At 36.2% G+C, this 23,858-nt stretch carries 14 protein-coding genes; 9 read left to right on the plus strand and 5 right to left on the minus strand.

The genetic code is table 11. The features are described from left to right. The first annotated feature begins 30 nt into the window (after window positions 1-30). Window positions 31-1,413, plus strand: a complete 1,383-nt coding sequence (locus tag AAC601_RS14335; protein ID WP_303271527.1) for a dipeptidase — start codon at window positions 31-33, stop codon at window positions 1,411-1,413. Window positions 1,414-1,468: 55 nt separating this feature from the next. Here AAC601_RS14335 and AAC601_RS14340 read toward each other — a convergent pair whose 3' ends face one another. Together AAC601_RS14340 and AAC601_RS14345 are read right to left on the minus strand one after the other, a co-directional pair. Further along, on the minus strand, window positions 1,469-2,509 hold the full coding sequence (locus AAC601_RS14340; protein ID WP_303271528.1) for a sodium:calcium antiporter: 1,041 nt from the start codon (window positions 2,507-2,509) through the stop codon (window positions 1,469-1,471). 132 nt (window positions 2,510-2,641) lie between these two features. Continuing rightward, on the minus strand, window positions 2,642-4,009 hold the full coding sequence (locus AAC601_RS14345; protein WP_340153653.1) for a hypothetical protein: 1,368 nt from the start codon (window positions 4,007-4,009) through the stop codon (window positions 2,642-2,644). A 135-nt stretch (window positions 4,010-4,144) separates the two neighbouring features. On the opposite strand from AAC601_RS14345, the gene rbfA reads away from it, so the two are divergent. The 6 genes from rbfA (at window position 4,145) to AAC601_RS14375 (ending at window position 11,736) form a co-directional block, all read left to right on the plus strand. Next, window positions 4,145-4,537, plus strand: coding sequence for a 30S ribosome-binding factor RbfA (gene rbfA, locus AAC601_RS14350; RefSeq protein WP_303271530.1), 393 nt, complete (start codon window positions 4,145-4,147; stop codon window positions 4,535-4,537). 18 nt (window positions 4,538-4,555) lie between these two features. Then, the gene (locus AAC601_RS14355) at window positions 4,556-5,782 is read left to right on the plus strand and encodes an ABC transporter permease (protein WP_340153654.1); all 1,227 of its coding nucleotides are present in this window, start codon (window positions 4,556-4,558) and stop codon (window positions 5,780-5,782) included. 106 nt (window positions 5,783-5,888) lie between these two features. After that, entirely contained in the window at window positions 5,889-8,819 is a 2,931-nt protein-coding gene (locus AAC601_RS14360; protein ID WP_303271532.1) for a DEAD/DEAH box helicase, read from the plus strand. A 187-nt stretch (window positions 8,820-9,006) separates the two neighbouring features. Continuing rightward, window positions 9,007-10,371, plus strand: coding sequence for a DNA repair protein RadA (radA, locus tag AAC601_RS14365; protein ID WP_303271533.1), 1,365 nt, complete (start codon window positions 9,007-9,009; stop codon window positions 10,369-10,371). Window positions 10,372-10,557: 186 nt separating this feature from the next. Next, a complete protein-coding gene (locus AAC601_RS14370; RefSeq protein WP_303271534.1) occupies window positions 10,558-11,160 on the plus strand; it encodes a DUF2179 domain-containing protein in 603 nt (200 codons plus the stop codon). Between the two features lie 171 nt (window positions 11,161-11,331). Then, a complete protein-coding gene (locus AAC601_RS14375) occupies window positions 11,332-11,736 on the plus strand; it encodes a DUF4783 domain-containing protein (RefSeq protein WP_303271535.1) in 405 nt (134 codons plus the stop codon). Window positions 11,737-11,742: 6 nt separating this feature from the next. On the opposite strand, the gene AAC601_RS14380 is transcribed toward AAC601_RS14375, so the two are convergent. Further along, on the minus strand, window positions 11,743-11,946 hold the full coding sequence (locus AAC601_RS14380; RefSeq protein ID WP_303271537.1) for a PspC domain-containing protein: 204 nt from the start codon (window positions 11,944-11,946) through the stop codon (window positions 11,743-11,745). A gap of 233 nt (window positions 11,947-12,179) precedes the next feature. On the opposite strand from AAC601_RS14380, the gene AAC601_RS14385 reads away from it, so the two are divergent. Then, window positions 12,180-13,430, plus strand: coding sequence for a 1-acyl-sn-glycerol-3-phosphate acyltransferase (locus AAC601_RS14385; protein ID WP_340153655.1), 1,251 nt, complete (start codon window positions 12,180-12,182; stop codon window positions 13,428-13,430). Between the two features lie 15 nt (window positions 13,431-13,445). Here AAC601_RS14385 and AAC601_RS14390 read toward each other — a convergent pair whose 3' ends face one another. Continuing rightward, on the minus strand, window positions 13,446-14,882 hold the full coding sequence (locus AAC601_RS14390) for an SLC13 family permease (RefSeq protein WP_303271540.1): 1,437 nt from the start codon (window positions 14,880-14,882) through the stop codon (window positions 13,446-13,448). 256 nt (window positions 14,883-15,138) lie between these two features. Here AAC601_RS14390 and AAC601_RS14395 point away from each other — a divergent pair, with 256 nt between their 5' ends. Continuing rightward, window positions 15,139-15,843, plus strand: coding sequence for a hypothetical protein (locus AAC601_RS14395; protein WP_340153656.1), 705 nt, complete (start codon window positions 15,139-15,141; stop codon window positions 15,841-15,843). A gap of 287 nt (window positions 15,844-16,130) precedes the next feature. Here the strand turns inward: AAC601_RS14395 and AAC601_RS14400 are convergent, their stop codons facing one another. After that, the gene (locus AAC601_RS14400) at window positions 16,131-23,372 is read right to left on the minus strand and encodes a choice-of-anchor D domain-containing protein (RefSeq protein WP_340153657.1); all 7,242 of its coding nucleotides are present in this window, start codon (window positions 23,370-23,372) and stop codon (window positions 16,131-16,133) included. Between the last annotated feature and the right edge of the window lie 486 nt (window positions 23,373-23,858).

Genomic DNA, 23,858 nt, shown 5'->3' on the forward strand with positions numbered 1-23,858 from the left:
AATTCACACCAAACTTATAATATTTAATAGATGATAACTAAAGAAGAAACAGGACAATATTTAAGCGAAAACAAGCAAAGATTTTTGGATGAGCTTTTCGATTTACTAAGAATTCCAAGCGTCAGTGCGGACCCTAAATTCAGTGGAGACGTGAAAAAAGCTGCTGAATTCATGAAAACTAAATTTGAGGAGGCTGGTGCTGAAAATGTAGAAGTTTGTGCAACTGCTGGTCATCCGATTGTTTATGCCGATAAAATAATTGATCCTAAGTTGCCAACTGTTTTGGTTTATGGTCATTATGATGTTCAGCCTGCGGATCCGTATGAGCTCTGGGATTCTGAGCCCTTTAACCCTGTTATCAAAAACGGGAAAATTGTAGCCAGGGGATCTGCCGATGACAAAGGTCAAATGTATATTCATGTTAAAGCCTTTGAGATGATGATGCGCAAAGGGGGAGTTCCTTGCAATGTTAAATTTATGATTGAAGGTGAAGAAGAGGTTGGTTCGGAAAATCTTGAAATATTCATAGCGGAGAATAAAGAAAAACTAAAGGCGGATGTAATCGTGATATCGGATACTTCCATGATTGCCAACGAACACCCTTCCATGGCAATAAGTCTAAAAGGCATAAGTTATCTTGAAGTTGAAGTCACTGGACCCAATAGAGATTTACATTCAGGAGTTTACGGAGGTGCTGTTGCTAATCCAATAAATGTATTGACCCGCATGATTACTTCACTTCAAGATGAAAATAGGAAAGTAACAGTTCCTGGTTTCTATGATAAGGTGGTAGAATTGACACAGGAAGAAAGAGATAAAATGAATCTAGCGCCTTTCAATCTGAATGAATTCAAAAAGGATTTAGATATTGATGATGTTGAAGGTGAAGCTTCTTACAATACGCTAGAAAGAATGGGTATTAGACCCACCTTGGACGTCAACGGTATTTGGGGAGGATATATAGGTGAAGGAGCCAAAACTGTATTACCTTCAAAGGCAAGTGCTAAAATATCGATGCGATTAGTGCCTAATCAAAATCATCATGAAATAACAGCACTTTTTCAGAAACACTTTGAAAGTATTGCTCCTGAAAGCGTAAAAGTGAAAGTTACTCCTCATCACGGTGGAATGCCTTACGTTACGCCAACGGATACGGATTCTTATAAAGCCGCTGAAAGAGCATTTGAAAAAGTATGGGGCAAAAAACCAATTCCTACGCGAGAGGGAGGAAGTATTCCAATTGTCTCCTTGTTTAAAGATATTTTGGGTCTTGATAGTATTTTGATGGGGTTTGGTCTTAATTCAGACGCAATACATTCACCAAATGAAAGTTTTGGTGTTGAGAATTATTTAAAAGGGATTGAAACTGTTGCTTTATTCCATCAATATTTCGCTGAGCTAGACAAAAAATAAATCATTAGGTTGTATAGTAGTAGATGCCTGTTTTTCGGAAGAATGACAGGCTTTTCTATTTTATGACTATGGAGGTTATTCCTAAAGTCTCCAAAATCATCCAGGCAACAAAAAAGACATATAGTACTAATAATACAATGCCTTCCCATCTAACTAATGCTAGATTAGTTCTCAAGAATATGAACATAATAATAGTAATGAGCGCTAAAAATAACATTAAAGGAGCAGCAACCGTGAAGTTGACAACCGCGGTTCCTGCTATCAATACCCCAACAGGAACAGCTACTAATAAATCAAAAATATTACTACCTAGAACATTTCCTAAACTAATGGAGCCTTTAAATTTTCTAGCAATTTTAATACTAACTACCGCATCAGGAATACTTGTAGCGCCAGCAACTATTGTTATGCCCCAAATAAAATCAGGCGTATTGAAAAACTCACCTAAAAATATAGCTCCACTAACCAAGCCTTCCACACTGGCAACGATCAAAACAAGACTGATAATTAACTTAATCCAGTCCTTTCTAATGTTTACGCTCTCTTTATCAATACCTAATACTGCTCTTTTCCCGTGGTCTCTTCTATAATCACGGGTTTCCATTCCTTGTATAAATAGATATAGACCGTAAAAAACGATTGGAATAATAGCTATCCATCTTGTCATGGTACCTTCCATATTCCCAGGATTAACTGAAATTGGGAAATAGATATATGCTAATGCGAAGGTAATGAACAGTACAAAAACTGAAATAATGTAATATTGAGTGTCTTTATATATTAAGCTTAAATCTGCGGGCATTCTTTTAACCAGAACCGCAGAAATACCAGGTATAACCAAAATATTAAATATGGCTGATCCAACTATTGCTGATACTCCCAGATCAAACTTACCGTGGAGTAAGGTAGATAAAACTGTTGCTGCTAATTCAGGAAAGCTAGAGCCAACAGCTGTGATTATGGTACCTTGAATCAAAGGGGGTAAGTGATAATAGTCGGATAGTTTTTCAGAAGATTCTTCAAGGAGACTTCCTCCTTTCCAAACTGCCCAGGTGGAAATTAATATAATTCCAATATATAATAAAAGTTCTCCCATATTTCAAATTCAAATATGAGTAAAATCAGAATCTAAAACAACATCACATCTGATTTTAATGCAAATTATATGTCCAAACATCCTTTATTTTAATAGTATGACTTTTTTGCTGTAAAATATTTCTGAAAAAGTCTAATTTCTTACATATGATTCTTTGCTTAACTGCTTGTATTTCATGTTTTTGAAGACAAGTTTGTCATAATGATGGTTAAAGATTCCCGTGAAATCTAAAATAATCTCCGGTTGATTTTTTTGAATATCTTTGTAGAGAGCCATTGATTGCTCTTTTTCACTCATTTCCATAAGGATTATTTCACTGAGAGTAGGGTCATAATAATCAGTGGCTATGCGGTTAACAGATTTGTAAATATCTGTTGAGCCTCCCAGAATCATGACAGATTTATCTTTTACTAGCTCATGATGTATTGATTTACTACTTTTTAATGCGTTGAAATCTCCTAAAAAATGTAAAGCAGAATATTGATAGAACATTGTGTAGTTCAGCGCGATCAGAGCAATGCTGAAGATTAAAGTGAATAATTCCGCTCTCATCTTATTTCTAAATTGAAAGATTAAATGAATGATGAAAAAGGCAACGGAGGGTACAAAAGCCAACAGTTCATATGGTGCTTGTTTCTCTGAAATCCACCAGCTTCCAAAAGCTGCCAAAAACATTATAAACATTACTTGTTGAACCCGTACTTGATAATTGGTAAAGCGTTTCGCACTAAAAGTTTTGTAGAGAGCTACTAAAAAAACAAGGGTTGGAATTATAACAATTAAAAGGATCGATCTTAAATCAATTACTGGCTGTACTGAATTGAACAAATTAAATTCAATCCATTGAGAAATAAGAGCTTCAAGTCCATCTTGCCAATAGAAATAAATTAAAACTAGGGCTATTGGAAATGTAAAGCCGTAAAGGAACAATAGATATCTTCTTAAAACCAAACTGGTCAATAATGCAAAAGACAGGATTGTCGCTAACAAAAAGAAGATTGACGGTAAATAAAATAGAACCGCCAAACCCATGAAAATTCCTGTTTTGAGAATAGTAGCATCTTGTAATTTATTTTCAATCCTTAAATAGATATTATCCAATACTAATAATATAAATGTAAGACTTATTAATGCTGGTGATAGGGTGAAAAAATCATAAAAAGTGAACAGGATTAAAGCATAAATCAATGCAGGGATATATGAATTTTCATTGTAAGCCTTATTCCTCAACATAATATTGTTGAAAAGTGAAAATTGGTAGGTTACTAACAAAACAGACAAAATGTGCAAAACTAGTATAGATTTTCCAAAAACGAAATCTACTACCATATAAGTCCATGCGGACAAGGGTGAAATAGGGCTTATCAAGTCTTTGTAAAGGACTTTTCCACTGTTTAAAACCTCTCCAACTAAAAGCCAATCTACTTCATACACTAACGGCTCTGACCCGATTATATACGGTAATCGGAAAAACAATACCGCCAAAAAAAGTATCAGCAATCGATAAGGGTCGTTTATTCGGAAAAAACCTAGCAATAGTCTTTGGGTTTGTTTATGATTCGGTTGCTAAATTAGAGGATAAAGCACAAATTGTATAAAATATCATGCATATTTGTAAAGAAATTAGAGATAAATATGGCGGCAGGTTCAAGACAAAAAAAGTATTCCAGTTTATTACAAAAAGATTTGAGTGAAATTTTCCAAAAACAAATGGCTAATTCCTTTGGAAAGGCATTTATTACCATTACTGATGTTGAAGTTTCTCCTGATTTGAGTTTTGCTAAAGTCTATCTAAGTCTTATGCTTTCTGATAAGCCAAACGAAACCTTGGAAAGGATCCAGGAAAGAAAAAGCGAGATTAGAAAACATTTGGGAAATAGAATAGGGAAACAAGTAAGGATAATTCCTGAACTGGCTTTCTTTATGGATGAAACCTTGGAGAATGCGAACCGAATCGATGACATCCTTTCAAAATTGGATATCCCTCCTGAAGAGGAGGATGAAGACGATGATGAAAATAGAGATTAATTAATCCCCAAGCGAATCTTGAAGAATCTATCATTTTTCATAGCGAGAAGATATTTCCTTTCGAAAAAGAAAAAAGGGTTTATTAATGTCCTGTCCATTATTGCCATGGTTGGTGTAGCAATTGGAACTGCGGCATTGGTAATCGTGCTATCCGTTTTCAATGGGCTCGAAGACTTGATTCGTTCACTCTACAGTTCTTTCGATGCCGATTTGAAAATTGGTTTGACTGAGGGTAAATTTTTCGAATACGATGAAGAATTACAAAATAAGATCAACACCAATGAAGGTATTGCCACTATCGTGCAAGTAGTGGAAGATAATGCTTTAGTTCGATATAATGATGGTGAATCAGTGGTACGGATGAAAGGAGTTAGTCCTGAATTTGTGAAAAATAGCGAACTTAAGACTCACATTACAGAAGGTCAGTTAAAACTGACAGAAAAAGAACAGAATTTTGCTGTTGTTGGACAAGGAATACGTTATGATTTATCAATAAATTCTCGTAATGATTTTCTGGCTTTACAGTTCTATTATCCTAAGGACATCAGTCCTGGAAGAACAAATCCTTCGAGTATGTATAATTCCGGAATTTTGATGCCTGCTGGAGTTTTTGCAATCGAAAAACAATATGATGAAAAGTACATTTTTGTCCCTATTCGTTTCGCAAGAAAATTGATTGGTAAAGGGAATCAATGTACTTCTTTAGAAATCAATTTAGAAGAAGGAGCTTCGGTTATTGAGATTCAGAAAAGCCTTCAAAAGACGCTAGGTGTTGAATTCGAAGTTTTAAATTCTGATGAGCAACATGCTTCCTTACTGAAGGCTATAAAAATCGAGAAATTATTTATTTATATCACTTTTACATTCATTCTAGCGGTGGCTTCTTTTAATATCTTTTTCGCCTTGACAATGTTGGCTTTAGATAAAAAAAGAGATATAAGTATTTTGTTTGCTATGGGGATACCAATTAAGACCATTCGAAATATTTTCTTAAAAGAGGGAGCGATTATTTCCCTTTCTGGAGCCATAACAGGAGGGCTGATAGGCTTTGTAATATGCTTTTTGCAACAAGAATATGGCTTGATATCGATGAACATGGCCTCAGCAGTTCAGGAAGCATATCCAGTAAAGATGATAGCCACTGACTTTATCTTTACGATGCTTAGTATAGCGCTTATTACGATTTTAGCTTCTTTCAAACCAGCTCAAATTGCTGCAAAATCGGTAGAAATACAGCGTTTGTAGCAAATTATTCAAAAAAGTACCAAGAGTTCCATCCTATTTTATTAAATTTCAAATCTGATTTTTTCAAAAAATTGAGAATAGCTATTTGATTGACAAGTTTTAATTCATGAAGGTCTATACCACTCAACCATTTCAACTTATATATTCATTATTCGAACATGAATATTTGGGCTATACTTTCGAATCCTTTGTAGTGCAAAAAAACAGCAGGGGTGATCTTACTTTTTCCCACCAAAATATATCTTCCAAAAATGCTAGTGAATTTGGAAAGGGGATGGATGATGTGGATTATGAGTTAATTGAGTTGATGGATGAAATGCAACAAGATGTTGTGGTCAGGAAGTTTGCTAAAAAGAAAATGAAGCCGGCCGAATTCTTTGATAAGTATTATAATGATGACGGGGGCAGTGATTTGGTTAAAGATGAGATTGAGCGCTATATGGAGAAAAGGCGTTCCGAAATTCTCAGCCGAATCACGGGTAAATTGCTTTTTGAAATGGGAAATGATGGGGAACCTGCTTGGCGTCAAATTGAAGTTATGGACGAGAAGGCAACTATCCTTTTTCATTTTGTTAAAAATGAAGATAATACTCACTATTTTCCTACCATTAAGCATAATGGAGAAAAATTAGAATTTCAATATAAAGGGGCATATCTCATTTGTAATAAACCCGCTTGGTTAGTGGTAGATCAAAAGTTGTACTCTTTCGAGAAAAACCCAGAGGGTAAGAAAATTAAGCCATTCCTTAATAAAAAATTCATTGCGATTCCTGAAAAAGTAGAAGAAACCTATTTTAAAAAATTTGTAGCTCCACTTGTTGCATCTTTTGATGTCTTTGCCAGAGGCTTTAAAATAAAGACATATAGAGAAGAGCCACTGCCTAAATTGAAGATTTCAGAATTGGTTTCAACATCAGGCAAAAACTTGGATCTATTTAGTAATGGAAATAAGGACACGGAAGGTGAAAGTAAGTTGTTATTGGAATTAAAGTTTCAATACGGTGAGCACATTTTTCCTCTTGGTAAAGGAGAAGGGGTTTCCGTGAAAGTTGAAAAAGAAGAGGGTCAATTTGTTTTTAAAAGGTTGGTTAGAAATCTTCTGAAAGAAAAGAGTCTTCGAGATGCAATGATTGAAAGAGGATTGGACATATTAAAAGGGAAAATAACAGCTCCGAAAACCAAAACTTTTAGTTGGATATCAAAGAATGTCGATTGGCTAAAGGAAAATGAGATTGAGATTCTTCAAGATAAGCATGTAAGTGATAAGAACTACTTTGTTGGTAAATCAACCATCGAAATTGATATTTCTGAAGGTATAGACTGGTTTGATATCAATGCAGTGGTCATGTTTGGTGATTATGAAGTCCCTTTTAAAGAGCTGAGGAAACATATTTTGAATAATCAATTGGAATTTAAGCTACCGAATAATCAAACAGCTGTAATTCCTTCCCATTGGTTTGAAGATTATTCTGAGCTTTTCAGCTTTATGGAAAATGGAGAAGAGGATGCAATGAAAATGAGGAAGCATCATATTTCACTTGTAAGCGAAATGGAAAATAGCAACCTTGCAAAAGTGCAAATGGACAGGAAGCTTGCAAAACTGAAAGACTTTACTCAAATAGATGATCATCCTATGCCATCCGATTTTTCAGGAGAGTTAAGACCGTATCAAAAAGAAGGCTTTAATTGGTTGCAATTCCTCAATCAATATAATTTTGGCGGTTGTTTGGCTGATGATATGGGCTTAGGTAAAACAGTTCAGACTTTGGCAATGTTGCAATCCGAGAATGAAAGCGGTAGAACTGCTGCTAATTTGCTTATTATGCCAACTTCTCTTATTTATAATTGGCAATCTGAAGCTGAAAAATTTACTCCAGAACTTAAAATATTTGTTTATACAGGTACAAACCGAATAAAAGATAGCAAGCAATTTGAGGATTATGATTTGGTTTTAACCTCCTATGGTATCACTAGGCTGGATGTTGACATTTTATCGGAGTTTTTATTTAATTATATTATTCTCGATGAATCCCAGGCCATTAAAAATCCTGAATCGCATATTGCCAAGGCAGTTAGAAAATTAAAATCTCGAAGAAAACTAGTGTTGACGGGTACACCAGTTGAGAATAGTACCATGGACTTATGGTCGCAAATGTCATTTGTAAATCCTGGCTTATTGGGCAATAAAAAATTCTTTAAAGATGAGTTCGTGACGCCTATTGAAAAGAAGCGAGATGAACAAAAGTCTCAAAAACTAGCGACCTTGATTAAACCTTTCATCCTGAGAAGACATAAATCGCAAGTGGCTACAGAATTGCCTGATAAAATTGAAAATGTGCATTACTCGGGTATGACCACCATGCAAGAGGAAAAATATGAAGAAGTGAAAAACTACTTCCGAGATATGATTTTGGACGAAATTGAAAAGAATGGGGTCAGAAGTTCACAAATGATTTTATTGCAAGGATTGACCCAATTACGCCAAATTGCTAATCACCCTAAAATGACGGATCAAGAATACCAGGGTGATTCAGGAAAAATGGAAGATGTGACGCATATGTTAAATTCCATAATTTCAAAAGGTCATAAAATTTTAGTGTTTAGTCAATTTGTTAAGCACTTAAGCCTCTTTAAAGAGTATATGGAGCGTAGTCATATAAAATATGCTTATTTAGATGGAACCACCAAAGACCGACAAAAGCAGGTGAAATTATTTCAGGAAAACGAAGAAATTTCAGTCTTTTTGATTTCCCTCAAAGCGGGTGGACTAGGTCTAAACCTGACGGCTGCGGACTATGTATTCTTGCTAGACCCGTGGTGGAATCCTGCTATTGAGCAACAAGCTGTTGACCGAGCCCATAGAATTGGTCAAAAACAGCAGGTTTTTACTTATAAATTCATTACCAAAAACTCTGTAGAAGAGAAAATATTAGCTCTTCAACAGAAAAAATTGACCCTAGCTCGAGATTTGATCAGCACAGAGGAAAGCTTTATGAAAAGTTTGAGCAAAGAGGATATTGAAGGAATTTTGGCATAATTGGCTATACAGCATAAGACAAGAATCCGAAAGTTTTTAGCTCTAATTGATATTCTGCAACAACAGTTAGGACTTTTATGATTTGCTATTATTTTCTGAAGAAATTATTTTTTTGAATATAGGCTATTCCCCCTTATTAAATCGGCTAGATTTGTGTAATTGTTTTTAAATCTATTGAAGTAGCTAAATGGCGAAAGTTAAATCAGCATTTTTCTGTCAAGAATGTGGTCACGAATCACCAAAGTGGGCTGGGAAATGCCCTTCATGTGGGCAATGGAATACTTTTGTGGAAGAGGTTGTCACAAAAGAAAAATCATCTAGCGGATACCAATCAGCTAAAAAAATTGCCAATAAACCTATTTCTATTCAAGAAGTAGAAAGTACTAAAGAAGCCCGAATTAAAGTACAGGATAGGGAATTAAGTAGGGTTTTAGGAGGTGGAATTGTGCCAGGTTCTTTGGTGTTAATTGGTGGTGAGCCAGGAATTGGTAAATCGACTCTGATGTTGCAAATTGCTTTACAGCTTTCCAATCTCAAAATACTGTATGTGAGCGGTGAAGAAAGTGCACAGCAAATTAAAATGCGTGCTGACAGAATGGAGCATGATTCCAAAAACTGCTATATTTTAACTGAAACTCATACCGCTGATATTTTCAGAGAAGTAGAGGCCTTAGGACCTGATTTGTTGGTTATCGATTCGATTCAAACTTTACATTCACCAAAAATAGAATCGGCAGCTGGAAGCGTAGGTCAGGTCAAAGAATGTACTGCAGAATTGATGCGCTTTGCTAAAGAAAATAAAATCCCAGTTTTTTTAATAGGCCATATCACAAAAGATGGTGCAATTGCAGGGCCTAAAGTATTAGAACATATGGTAGATGCTGTACTTCAATTTGAAGGAGATCGGCATTTGACCTATCGGATTTTACGAACCACTAAGAATCGATTTGGTTCTACCAATGAATTGGGAATTTATGAAATGATGCAGAACGGCTTGCGACAAGTCAGTAATCCTTCCGAAATATTGATTTCTCAAAAAGATAAAGATAGCAGTGGGACAGCCATTGGTGCTACAGTGGAAGGAAACCGCCCGCTTTTGATTGAAATTCAAGCTTTGGTTAGCCCTGCTACTTATGGTACTCCTCAGCGTTCAGCAACTGGCTATGACAGTAAGAGATTAAATATGCTTTTGGCTGTTTTAGAGAAAAGAGGTGGTTTTCGACTTGGCATTCAGGATGTATTTCTGAATATAGCTGGCGGGCTAAGAGTTGAAGATCCTGCCATTGATCTTGCTGTTTGCGTTGCCATCATTTCATCCCTGGAAGAAATTCCTTTGTCTTCAAAAACATGTGTCGCGGCTGAAGTGGGCTTGAGTGGGGAAATTAGGGCTGTTAATAGGGTTGAGAACAGAATAGCAGAGGCAGAAAAACTGGGTTTTAACGAAATATTAGTTTCTAAATTTAGTATGAAGGGAGTAGATGTGTCAAGATATAAAATTGATATTAAAACCTTCAGTCAGCTAGGTGAAGTTGTTAGTTATTTATTTGGGTAATTAGAAGATTTATTTTGAGAATCCTGATAGTCAAATTGATGCAGAATATTGTCCGTCCTGGGGTTTTTGTGGGTAGGAAATTTCTGTCAGGAGGATACAAATCTGTTTGTTGACGATATGCCAAATACATTTCCCAAACTAAATTTATTTTCAGATATTTAAGTTTTCCTTCAAAAATATTTTTTTATGCAAGAGTTTTTTCTAGAATTGGGCTTTTCCAGCAATATTTTTGCCTTTGTCATACTGCCATTATTGATTTTCATGGCACGGGTAGCAGATGTTTCCATCGGAACTATTAGAGTTATTTTGGTGATGCAAGGCAAAAAAGGACTTGCTCCGCTCCTCGGTTTTTTTGAATCCTTAATTTGGTTATTGGCAATCGGTCAAATCTTTCAGCACATAGATAATCCCGTTAGTTATATTTCATATGCAACCGGCTATGCATTTGGGACTTACGTTGGAATCATCTTAGAGGAAAAAATGGCTATTGGCAGAGTGGTTGTTAGGGTTATTACAGCATTACCGGCCAATGAATTAATTGAGTATTTGGAAAGAAAAAATCACAGATATTCTAATATTGATGCTACCGGTAATGACGGTAAGGTAAACATTATTTTTACAGTAGTAAAAAGGAATACACTGAAAGAATTAATCCCAAAAGTTAAAGAGTATAATCCAAAGGCGTTTTTCACAATTGAAGGAGTTAAGAAAGTAAGTGATGAGGAAATGTCATTCAAAGAAAACAAAGGAATTCTATTAGGTAAAATGTTGGATATTAGAAGTAAATAAAGCTCAAAAAAGATTGAAAATTAAAGCATGCTTTTTGCATACTCAATTCCATTGTGCTATTTTGGATTAATATTATTTTTCATGCTTTAAGTTTAGTTAAATAAGTTTTAAATTGATTATCTGTGGCACAATTTTGGCTTATTCACATTCTTTAATTGAATCTAAATCCTAATGAAGGGAATCGTAGTAAAAATATTCTTTTTCCTATTGCTGTCAAGTTTCAGTTTTAGTGACGCTCATGCACAAAATCAGTCTTTATTTGGGGATGTTCGCTCTGCACTCAAAGCTGGAAGTTCTAAAGAACTGTCCCAGCATTTCCATGATAATATTCAGCTAAATATTAATGGAGAGGAAGGAAACTTCAGTAATGTCCATGCAGAAATTTATTTAAAAGAGTTTTTCAAAAAGCACGAACCCATTAGTTTTGAATATGCCCATCAAGGTAGTTCTAATGAAGGTTTGAAATATGCCATCGGAAATTACGTACATTCCGAAGGCACTTATCTTGTTCTTATTAGAGCGAAAAAGTTTAATGGCAAGGAAAAAATTTATATAATTGATTTCTCTGAGGAGTAAATGCTATTATCGTTTCCAGCTTAGTTTTTCCTCTGGCATCACGAACCATAAAATTACATAGACCAATATCCCAGGGAAAGCAGCACTTAGTATTGATATTAATACATAAAGCAAACGCACTTTACCGGCATCCCAACCGAAATATTTTGCAATTCCTCCGCAAACTCCTGCGAATACCCTTTCTCTCGTTCTTTCTAAATTCTTTTCCATTTGTTCTTTTTTTATTTCAGAGCTCAAAATAAATGCCAATGTGTAAAAATAGCGTTTACCACTTATATGGGTAGTTTAAAGCTTGGTAGGTGTTCGACTTTGAACAGTTTTTTTCACATATTGAACACTCCCTAAAATTATTATATTTGTGACTTTAAGATTTAATGTCCCTAATGTATAAAATTATAAAGTCCCTCATTTACTCTTTGCTCCGTGTTTTTCTAAATGCGAGTATGTCTTTTAGTTATCGTAATATCATAGTGACAGGTTATGACCGAATTAAAAATTGCAAACCAACTTTATTTGTAAGTAATCATCAAAATACTTTCATGGATGGTTTGGTTTTGGTAAAAATAGCAAAAAATATAAGCCCCAACATCCTTGTCCGTGCAGATATATTCAAATCTAAATGGGCAGCAATTGCGCTTGACATCATACATTTGATCCCAATCTACAGAAAAAAGGACAATATGGGCAGTGTGGCCCAAAACAATGAAATATTTAAAAAGTGCTTTGACTTATTTAAGAGGGGCAAAACTTTATTGATTTTCCCGGAAGGAAACCATGCTATAAAAAGGTTTTTGAGGCCAATGCAGAAGGGGCCTGCCAGAATTGCATTTGAGGCTGAGGATGAAAACAATTTTGAACTTGGATTGAATGTAGCTCCATTTGGCCTGCACTACGAAAGCCACCCCCAAAGGTGGTACGATTTACATGTCCATTTTGGGGAGCCCTTTCAAGTAAAGGATTTTAAGGAGGTCTACAATGAAAATGCTATTATTGCGCATAAACAGTTTACCGATAAAATTAGAGAAGATATTTCGGCAGAAATGGTCGATATCAAATGGCATGATGAATATGAATTTATGGAGCAAGTCAGAGCTCTGCTGAAGCCTTATGCTATGCAGTGGGCGGAGAATAAAAAATCTATTGTTCATGCAGAAAATGAGCTGGTTAATAAGGTAGGGGAACAGCTTCGGAAAGATCCATCCAATTTAGAATTACTAAAGGGGAAAATTCAGGATTATTTTGAGAATATTCAAAGTCATCACCTTACCAAAGACTTCCTAGCAAAAAAAACGAATTTATTGGGCTTGTTTTTCAAATCTATTGGTCTTTTGTTTGGATTGCCTTTTTGGGTGATAGCCAAAGTCATTAATTTTATTCCTGAATTTATTATTGAGAAGAAGGTTATTGCTGGAGTTAAGGATGTGACCTGGCACATCTCTTTGAGATGTGGCATTTCTTTATTTCTTTACCCAATCTATTATTGTATAATGTTCCTGATATTGGTCTTTAGTTTGGATTGGATTTTAGCGGGGATTATAGTTTTTACATTCCCACTGGTGTCTATAGTAATGTATGAAACTGAGTACCATTTCAAAAAACTGAAAAATGCTTTTCTCTTGTTTAAGAAGCCTGAAATACTAAAAATAGAACAAGAATTAGTAAAGGAAATTAGAGCTTTAATAGGTAAGGGATAAGTTTTTTCTTAGACGTTAGTTCCCAACAAAGGGAGCCAGAAAGTATCCAGCAATAGTTAATACAATTACTGCTATAATATTCAATAGGATACCTGCTCTAACCATTTGCTTTATGTTGATATAACCACTGGAAAATACAATTGCATTAGGAGGAGTGCTAATAGGCATCATAAAAGCACAACTTGTAGCCATCGCTACCGGTATTGCCAATAAAAGTGGTTCCACCTTCAATCCTGTAGCAATACTTAATACCATTGGAATTGCGATAGTTGTTAAAGCCACATTACTCATGATTTCAGTTAAGAATAGAGCCAATGCAGTCAATATCAACACCAATATCCAAAGCGGTATATTTTGATATTGGCTAATGGCTTCACCTATCATATCCACAAATCCAGCTTCTTCCATGGCTTTTGCCAATACCATTCCACCTCCAAACAAGATTAAGATGCCCCAAGGAAGGTTTTTCATGTCTTCCCAATTCATTAGCATTTTGCCAGATTTATTAAGTGGCACTAAAAAAGTGGCCATTCCACCGGACATCGCTGTGACTGTGTCGTTTAATATATCAACTCCTAATAATGAATTGATTTGTGATTTAAAAATCCAACAAAAAGCAGTGATACCAAAAATGACAGCTACCCATTTTTCTTCCGTACTCCAGTGCCCCAATTTCTTTAATTCCTTTTCAATAAATAATTCTGCTTTTTCAATTTTCGTGATGCCGTGTCGAAATAGCACTTTGGTCAGCATCTGGTAAATTAGAAAAAGCATAACCGCTACAGATGGAATTCCGATAATAAGCCAGCTAGCAAAGCCAATTTCTTTGTTCAATATGCTTTTGACCAGGCCAACTAAAACAACATTGGGAGGGGTTCCAATGATAGTAGCCATGCCCCCAACATTAGCAGCATAGGCAATGCTTAAAAATAAGGCCGTTTTAAATCTGTTAAAACCAGAAAACTGATTTTCTGTGAATTCCAATAATTTTACCACTGATAAAGCAATGGGTAGCATCATAACGGCAGTGGCAGTATTGCTGATCCACATGCTTAAAACCGCAGTAGCCAACATAAAACCTAAAATAATGCCATTAGCATTTGTACCAGTCAATCGGATTAGATTCAATGCAATCCTTCGGTGAAGCTGATGTTTTTCCATGGCCAAGGCTAACATAAATCCGCCCATAAAAAGGAAAATAATGGGGCTTGCATAGGGAGATGTAGCTTCTATCAGATTAAATACACCAGTTGTTGGAAATAAAATCATCGGCAGTAAAGCAGTGGCAAAAATAGGTATTGCTTCAAATACCCACCAGATAATCATCCATAGGGCAATGGAAAATACATCCCATCCAATTTCAGGAAACCAGAATTGGGGGTTGGCCCATTGAATAATAAGGAAAAAAATTGGGCCTAATGCCAATGCGATATATTGAAATTTAACTTTCAAAGGTATTTTGTTCAATGCCGAAATTATGAAAAATATAGCAAGAAGAAATTATTTGAGCGATAAAAGAAATTGCTTTTAGCTTGAATATAAATAGATTACTTATTCAGATCAAAATACCACAGCTCTTAAAAAAGCTTAATATTCCAACTCTTTACTTCCGGGTTGTGTCAATTGGCTAAGAAATCTATTACTGTAGTTAGTCATATCTCTATCTATGATTTTTTGAATAAACAATTATGGACTTATATAGCACAAGATGAAAATAAACAATCTGTCTTACCTTTATATCATGCTAAGCTCTTTTCTAATGCTCAGTTGTGTTTCTATTCAACCTCAACTATTAGATATACCGCTGATTGAAGAAAAGAATGATTTGAGAGTAGATGGGAGTGTTTCCTTGGTTAAAGGCAGTGTTAGTGGAAACGTAGCGTATGGGATAACAGATGAGTTGGCGGTTCAGCTTGGGGGTAATGTAGCAACTTTGACCAGTGGAAGGCATGACTATGGACAAATGGCAGTAGGTTATTACCGAAATATAAGGCATAATTTGCTATTTGAGATTTATGGAGGTGCTGGTTATGGTCATGGGTATACTCAAAATGCTGCACCACAGTTTGATGAACGTTTTAAGGGGAATTACCAAAAGCTTTTTACACAGCTAAACATTGGTGGACTTGGAGAACATCTTGAAGGTGGTTTTGGACTCAAGGGAGGTTTTATGCAATCAAGTTTTTCTTATGGTGGCTTTGAGAACAGAGGCAACTATGTCCGGCTCACCGAACAGATTATTAGAGATAATTATATGTTGATAGAGCCAACTGCTGTGCTGAAATTCGGCTTGAAAAATTTTAAATTTAATGTAAAAGTAGGAGGTCTGTTCATGAAAAACTTGGATAATCAGTCAAGGGGTATTCCATATTCACCATTCAATATTGGGGGTGGAATTTCATTAGATTTATAGTTTAGGTGATTACTTAAATATCTATCAAATAATCATCCATAATGCTACGGAAAGAACATCCCAACCGATTTCAGGAAACCAGAATTACAGATTATCAATATGGATAATCGCAAAGGCCAGTGGACCCAGACAGAGCGGATTAGCATTTAAACTTACTTTCAAATACAAATACTGTTTTTAAAGCTTTATAATGAAAAAAAGTTAAAATGAAAAATAATAGATTGTTAGTCACAAAAAAAGGCAACAAATTTACTTGTTGCCTTTTGAACGGAGTTACATTATGTTCCTTACCATTTTAGAATTCTGGATTGTGATACAATACCTCCCGTTTGATTAGTTACTCTCAATTGATAAAGACCCTGAGGATACTTTCTTAAATCTAATCTACCTTTTTCTTCTCCATCTCGCAACGAGAAAGTAGAATGATTCATTAGTTCGCCTTTTATATTATAGAGTCTGGTATGAAATTCATTTCCTTCACCTTTTAAGCTGATATTGATGAAGTCTGTAACTGGGTTAGGGAATGCTCTAACCTCAATATCTTCTTCATTAGCTATAAGGTTCTCCTGCTTAGTAATTTCACTAATCAGTTCCTCATCCTGTTGATCACCTAGATTATTAATTATCATAATACCATCTAAGTCATATCCATCAGCATTTCCACCTTGGAAATCATCAGGATTACTTATATCATTGATTCTGATGTATTTAGCGGTGGTTAAACCTCCATTCGCTAAATCTACTTCTCCATCTCTGCAAATTTCTTCTGCAATTGTTACCCAATTTTCACCGTCCAGTGATGCTTCTACCTTAGCTTTTTCAGGATACTGGCCACAAGATCGATCTGAATCTCTGAATGAAGTTTCCACAATTAGCAAATCATTGCCTTCATGATCCATAACTTCACAACCTAATTCGATCGTTATAGATCCGCCAAATCCTAAAGTCACAAAGTTATAATTGTCATTTTCTTGTGGTTGACCAAGTGCTTTTTCAGGATTTGATCTACTCTGAGGTAATGTACGTCCATTTTTTCTGTTGCCAGGTTGAAAATCTGTAACGGATTCACCGTAGCAAAAATCTGGTTGATTATCTATCACTTCAAATTCAACTGTTAATGCTGTTCCAACTTTTCCAGTACCATTGTTTCCCGTATAAGGAGTGGCAGTTATTGTATTAATTCCCATTGGAAATGCCACAGGATAAAAAGAACTTCCACTATTAAAATCCCCGCCTAATGCATATGGGGCAATATTCTCAACTTGAAAACCTTCCTCACCATTGAAGTCAAAGACCACGCTGCCCACATTTTCCATGCTAGCTGGATTAGCTAAAACGCTAAATTCATTGTTTGCATAATTATCCAAATTGATGATTTCACCGGTGAATAGTTCTCCAATTTCTTCACTCAATTCAGCATTAATTAAGGTGAAGCTGCTAATCTCAGGAAGCGTTAAGACTTTTAATGAAACCGGTACAGTTAATTCTGGCGAAATTGGATCATTACTACTAGCTATTATATCCCCAAGGTATGTCTCGCCAGCATCAAGCCCTTCTGAAAAGAAAGTAATTGGAATATCCGCACTCTCTCCGGCTGCTAGAACTCCTTGTATTGGCGGAGTAAATGTAATGGCCAAATTATCTGTAAGATATGTGTTGTTAAAGATAACCTGAAGACCTGACTGGCCTTGTGGTCCTTCCAAACCTACCGTAGAAGAAGTGGCCAAGGAAGAAGCGACATTTTCATATTGCATTTTGATTTGTCCATTTGGATATAGAATTACTTGAAAACTAACAGGATCAGGTATTGGCAAGAATGGTGGAAAACCAAAACCAGGTACACTATCATATTGAACTATAAAGTAATCTTCAGTAGCCTCATAATATACACCACCTCCATTTTGAGGTTCCAAATCAGACCACATAGGAGCGATAAATAAATTTGGATTTGCTTCATCAGGAATTTGTGCATTTACAAAATTACTTCCTACTACAGCATCGAAAGTTAAGAATCCATTTGCTCCAATTGTAACTTCATTTTCATTGCTGCCGAAGAAATTGAATTCAAATGGTAAGGCAACTGTAGTATTCCCGTCAGCACCAACACTTGCTAATTGACCTGATTCACTTATATCAACATAATCATAAGCTGGTCCGCCACTGTTATTATCTATCCAAGTATAACCAAAAGTTCCTGGTCCACCACTTGCATTTAAGAATTCAGGACCTACTCTCGTATCCTCTGTTTCTTTGCTTAGGATCTTTTCAAAGTTTAGCTTTTCATATTGCTTTACTTCACTGTTTGCAGCTTGTGCTTTTCCAAAGAAAGGAACGGACAAAGAGTAAAAAAGATCGGCAGCGCCTGCATTGGCAATAGTTACATTCTCTGTAGCGGAATCTCCTTCATAAACTACTACCGAAAGAGAATCTGGTGACAGATTTATGACAGGTGGATCTATCCCAACTCCCGATAAGTAAATGCTAGCTGATTCGTTTCCAAAAACATCATTACTTTCCACTATAATCTCATCAGTAATACTTCCAACACTTGAAGGAGCAAAAGTAACGTTTACAATTCTTGACTGATTTGGTTGCAAGCTAATTGGTCCAGATTCATCCAGTTGGAAATCACTATTGTTATTTGAAATGGATGATATTAGCAATTCTTTTGAACCTTCATTACTTATTAGAAGTGATGCCTCTGAGCTTAAACCAACGAATATAGGTTCAAAATTCAAAGAGTCTGAATCAAAACTGATTTCCGGGAAACCTACAACTGTCAAGTCAAATAAAGCGATAGTTCCCGAATCTGAAGGCGCATTGGTTGATGCAATTAGTTGATCGAAATATCGTCCGTCATTCAAATCAGTGGCATCCAAAGTGACTGTGATATCTTTAGAACCACCTGCTGGTACAACCCCACTTAAGTCGTCAACAGCTGTAATGAATGGAGTGAGGGACATCGTAGGCTTTATAAACCTGACTGCTAATTCATCTTTTATATAAGAGGTATTAAATGCAACCTGAGCTCCATCTGAACCATCTGCGTTTTCAATTCCTACAGTGGTTGTATTTAGAAATGAAGCACTTTCTACATCTTCGTAATATATATCTATATTCCCGTCTTCATGGAGCACTATTTGGAAAGTGACTGATTCATTAGCTGTACCAAAATATTCAGTTGCTTCTGTCCATTGAACGATTAGCTTATCTCCGAAATCCTGATAATGCACTGATCCATTGAATTCCTGTGGCTCTATGTCATTCCAGAAACCGGCAATCATGTTATTGACATTGTCATCGGTTGGTATTTGTGAATTAGTATAGGTATTAAAGCCAGCCGGTGCCTCAAATGCTATAAAACCATTTGCATTAACAAAAGCACTAGAATAACTTTCACCATAAAATTCAAAAGAAAAAGATAAAGGGACTTGGGCGGTACCATCTCCCCCAACATTGGTGGTGATTTCAGTACCAGTAGCCGTAATATCAGTGAAGTTATAAACAGGGCCGTTTGCTTCATCTGAATCTATCCAACTGTATCCGAAATCATTGTCTGTACCTACATTGAAAAGCACCTCATGACCTACCCTTGTATCTTCTATTCCTTTTTCTTCATTGAGACCCGCATTGTCAAAAGTTAGCAGTTCTGAATTATTAAAAGCAACTTCAGGGTTTGCTAAAAGGGAACTTAAAGCTAGATCAGGAAAAGAGTATATCAGTGGAGCATTACCATCATTTCTAAGACTAATGGTTTTTTCGATGATAGTACCTGCATCCACGGATTCAATAACTTCTTCAGGATCGAATTGGCCGAATGGAGGCTCAGCTCCAATTCCATTCACCACGACTTCAATCGGATCTTGCATTCCTGCAGTTTCAATGCTAACTATTCCATTGATACTACCAAGTTGACTAGGTGCAAAATTTACAGTAACAACCTGTTCTCCACCTGGACTAATATTTACACTTGCAGGTGAAACTGAGAAATCAGCATTATCGGAAGAGATAGAGCTCACATTTAACTCCGCCAATCCGCCATTTGTAATGGAAAAAGTCCTCTCTCTATTTTGACCAATAAAGACATCATTAAATAATAAGTATTCGTCCGAAACCTCAATTGTTGCAGTTTGACCAGAAACCTGTAAACTAGTTGCTACTGCAACAGAAGGATTTATCGGATCATTACTCGAGATAAGTATGTCTGTTTCGTGTAAGCCATTTGCCAAGGTAGTTGCATCAAAAGTTGCTGATACTCCCAGAGATTCTCCCGGTGCTATTATGCCTGACGCTGGAGATAAACTGATGTAATTATCAGAACCAGATCCGCTTAAAGCTCTTACCAAAAATACAAATCCTGATGGGTTGAAAGTTGCCCCACCATCACCACTAAAGAAGTAGGTATCTGGTCTTTGTGCAATATTATCGTCTACTCCCTGAGGGAAAGCGATTCCATCAGGGTATTTATGAACCACCCAAAAAGACTCACCAGCTTCGAAAGAAAGTGATTCATTTAGTTCTTCAAGTGCAAAAACACCTTCTTCACTAGATTGATCAAAAGTCTGGCTAGTCAATAGTTCACCTGCGTTAGGAGTGTCTCCGCCAAGATAGACTTCTAGAATTACGACTGGATCACTAACAGCTTCAGTTCTAAAGGCATTGCGAATCGCAGTTAAATTGAATGAAGATTCAACATCAAATTTAATAGCACTAGTGTAAGCGCCCTGCTGAATCCCAGCAAAGTCATCAGGGAAATTGATTCCTGAATCATAAGCTATAGAATCTGAAAATGTATTATTGTTAAGTGCATTAATTTCACTAGATCCAGAGGAAATTGTACTCAAAACTTTAGCTTTGATACCTGCTGATTTTTCCTCCGATCCGGCTGTGTTTCCTACGCCATAGAGGCTCATATCCAAATCAGCTATCTTAATGGAGCTGGTATTTGCAGCAGGAGTGAAGGTTGTTCCACTTAATGCAGTACTAAACTCTAAAGTGCTTTCTCCACTGTTTGAAATAGTAAAGATTTCTGTGGCTGTTGCTGGGTCATCAACGGCAACATCAATTGCAGCAGTGATTTGATCAGGATTTACAGAAATAACTGCTGGCTGTACTACGGACAAACTAACTGGCACTTCAACAACAGCATTTTCAGTGTCATTGCTGTTGATTGTGATTGTTGCAGTGTAATCGCCCGGTAATAAGGATCTGGCATCAAATCTTACTTCAGCAGTTAATGAAGAACCAAATGGTACAATTCCTTCAAGAGGAGTTACCGTAATAAATGGACTGTTGGCATCACCATCAATAATTTCAAAGTTATCGATGTCGATTGAACTTCCTATTGTTTCCATTGCAGAGAGAACAACGACTTGCTCAATTTCTCCTGCAAATCCCTGACCGGAAAATACCATTTCATCATCGAAGTAAACAGAGAATGTAAAATCCTCTTTGTCTACAACAATTCTTAGATCAAAATATCCTTCCGGAATTTCTGCATCCACAGATACAAAATCTGGATTCACTAAAGCACTAATGGTTCCGTCCCCATTAAATCGAAGACGGGTAACTACTGATCCAGCAGCCGGTGATTGAGGAATGATTTCCCAGGTAACACCTTCTCCTTGAATATTTACTCTTGAAGAATACACCATGAACGCTTCGTCTCCTGGAACTACAGTAGGAGATATTGCCAATACAGATCCTGGCCTGTCAGCACCAAGACCATCAGAAATACCTCTAAAATGTAAATTTCCTTCAAACGGATTGCTGTCAGATATTACCCAATTATTTTCAAATTGACTTACCCATCCATTTTTTCCATTAACATCCCCTAAAGTGAAATCTTCAAAGTCGGTAGAGTACAAGCTTGTGATGATTTTGGTGTACTGATTGCTTTCAGTTTTTAAAAGAGCACTTTTACTACTCCCCTCTGTATAGGGATAAGAAGCAGAAATAAAACCATCTTTGTCAATGGCATTTTTGGTTTTCTTTACATTAGATGTGAATTGATCTAAAGAGTCACCATCAACTGAAATATTAAATGTTAAATCGGCATTTCCAGTATTAGTAATCATTAACTCTTCAGATCTCACTTTAAACTGTTCTATTACTTCAGTGAAAGCGGTAGGGGAAAGCTCAATAATAGGTGATTCTGTCCCATCTAAAACTCTTATTTCGACAGGGATACTGATCAATGCCGAAGAATTGATCACATCAATAAGAATAGTATCACTATAAATACCAGCCTGTATATTGGTAGCATTAAATTTAATTTCAAATGATTCTTCTCCCGATGCTTGGATACTTAGGGAAGAAGGGTTAATAGAATTAATTAAAGGAATGGACTGAGCAGAACTTATAGAAATATCTAAAGCAGAGTCTGCCAGATTGGTTAAAGTGATGGTAGCAAAAAGGGAATCATTGACATTCAGTTCTTCCGTGATCGAATTAATATTAGACACAACAGGAGAAGCCTCAGCCTCATTTATTTGCCATCCCATATCTTTAAATAGGCCTCTTGTAATATCTCCTATGTCAAAGTTAGATTCAGCAGATCCTACTTGAGGTGTCATTAAAGAATTCAGATCTCCTGCAGGGAATGCAGCCTCATCCCAATGTGCAATACTGGAACCACCTTGAAAATTAGCAGGTGCGTAAAGTTCAGGTCGCTGTCCATTTAAAGCAGACACAGCAAAATTACCACCCATGAAAATATCTCCTCCTGTAAAAGCATCTCCTACTTCAGTGGAAGGGTCTGGAAAATCCAGCAGTAGATTACCATCTCCATCTTCGATGAATAGTCCGTAAACCGCTGGGTTTCCGTTGGACCGTAAAGACCCAACGCCTCCACTAAATGAACGAACCGTTGTGAATCCTAAACCATGTCCGGCTTCGTGCAAAGCGACAGTAACGAAATCATATTGACCCGCGGGCGTATTTCCATCTAATCCAAAATACCAAGGTATTCCGTTTCCTAAATTTACAATGAGATCGAAATCTTCATCTGGAAATAATACTTCTCCTGCTAAAGCATTGGCCAATGCAGCCGGATATAGTGTGTTTTGCTCGGGGGCACCTGGGAAGTTTAGAACATTGTAGGCAGGTCCTGCTGACGCTAAAACACCAGTGCCTAAATTAGCAAACTCTGCATATATTTTGATAGGCACTGACGACACAATTTGAGTAGCCCAGATGTCAAGTGCATATTCGAAAGCTGCCATTGCATCAGGATTAGCTTGTGCTCCTGGTCCAAAGGTAATTTCAAATTCAGCCGTGGCATTATTCTGTGCAATCCGTTGAAATTCTCCACTGGATTCCGGTATGTTGATTCTAGTAAACATATCCTGATCTTTTGCCGGACATATAATGGGTTCGGCAGGGCGCTTTTCAGCTCCTTGTGCTACTAAGGATTCGGCAGTCCAAAGCGACAGAAAAAGCAATAAAATGCTTGTAATAAATAGTCGATTTTTTACGGTAAATTTGTGACCGGTGCTGAAGATTTGGTGAATGTAGTGATTTTCTCTCATGGCTATTTGGGGTTAGTTTTAAATAGTTGATCGATGAAATTAGGTTTAATGACCTGAAAATCAAAACAAAACGATTAAAATAAACTGTTTATCGAAAAAATAAACTTAATATTTAGTCCTTATGAAATTTGATTTTTCCACTACAAATATCCTCTGATGTCTGATATCAGTATGTAATATATAATGATATATAGAAAAATTATGTATGAAATATTTTTATATTAAATGGTCGGATTTGTCTTGAGTTGCTATTAATAATTGATGATTGGAAAATCTATTTTAGATTAATTTGACCTCTAGTTTATGGAAGGAAGTTTTGGTTGTCATATTGAATTGTATGTCTATTTTTTAGCAGCTTTTTTCATTAGTGGTATAAAAAGAGATCTCCAAAATTTCACATGATCACTTTCCCACCTAAATTGTATGTCATTTTTCTGTAGTCGCTTTGATTTTGTTTTCAGGATCAATTATGGCGGATGGATGGGA

The organism is uncultured Marivirga sp., assembly GCF_963974845.1.
Taxonomy (GTDB): Bacteria; Bacteroidota; Bacteroidia; order Cytophagales; family Cyclobacteriaceae; genus Marivirga; species Marivirga harenae.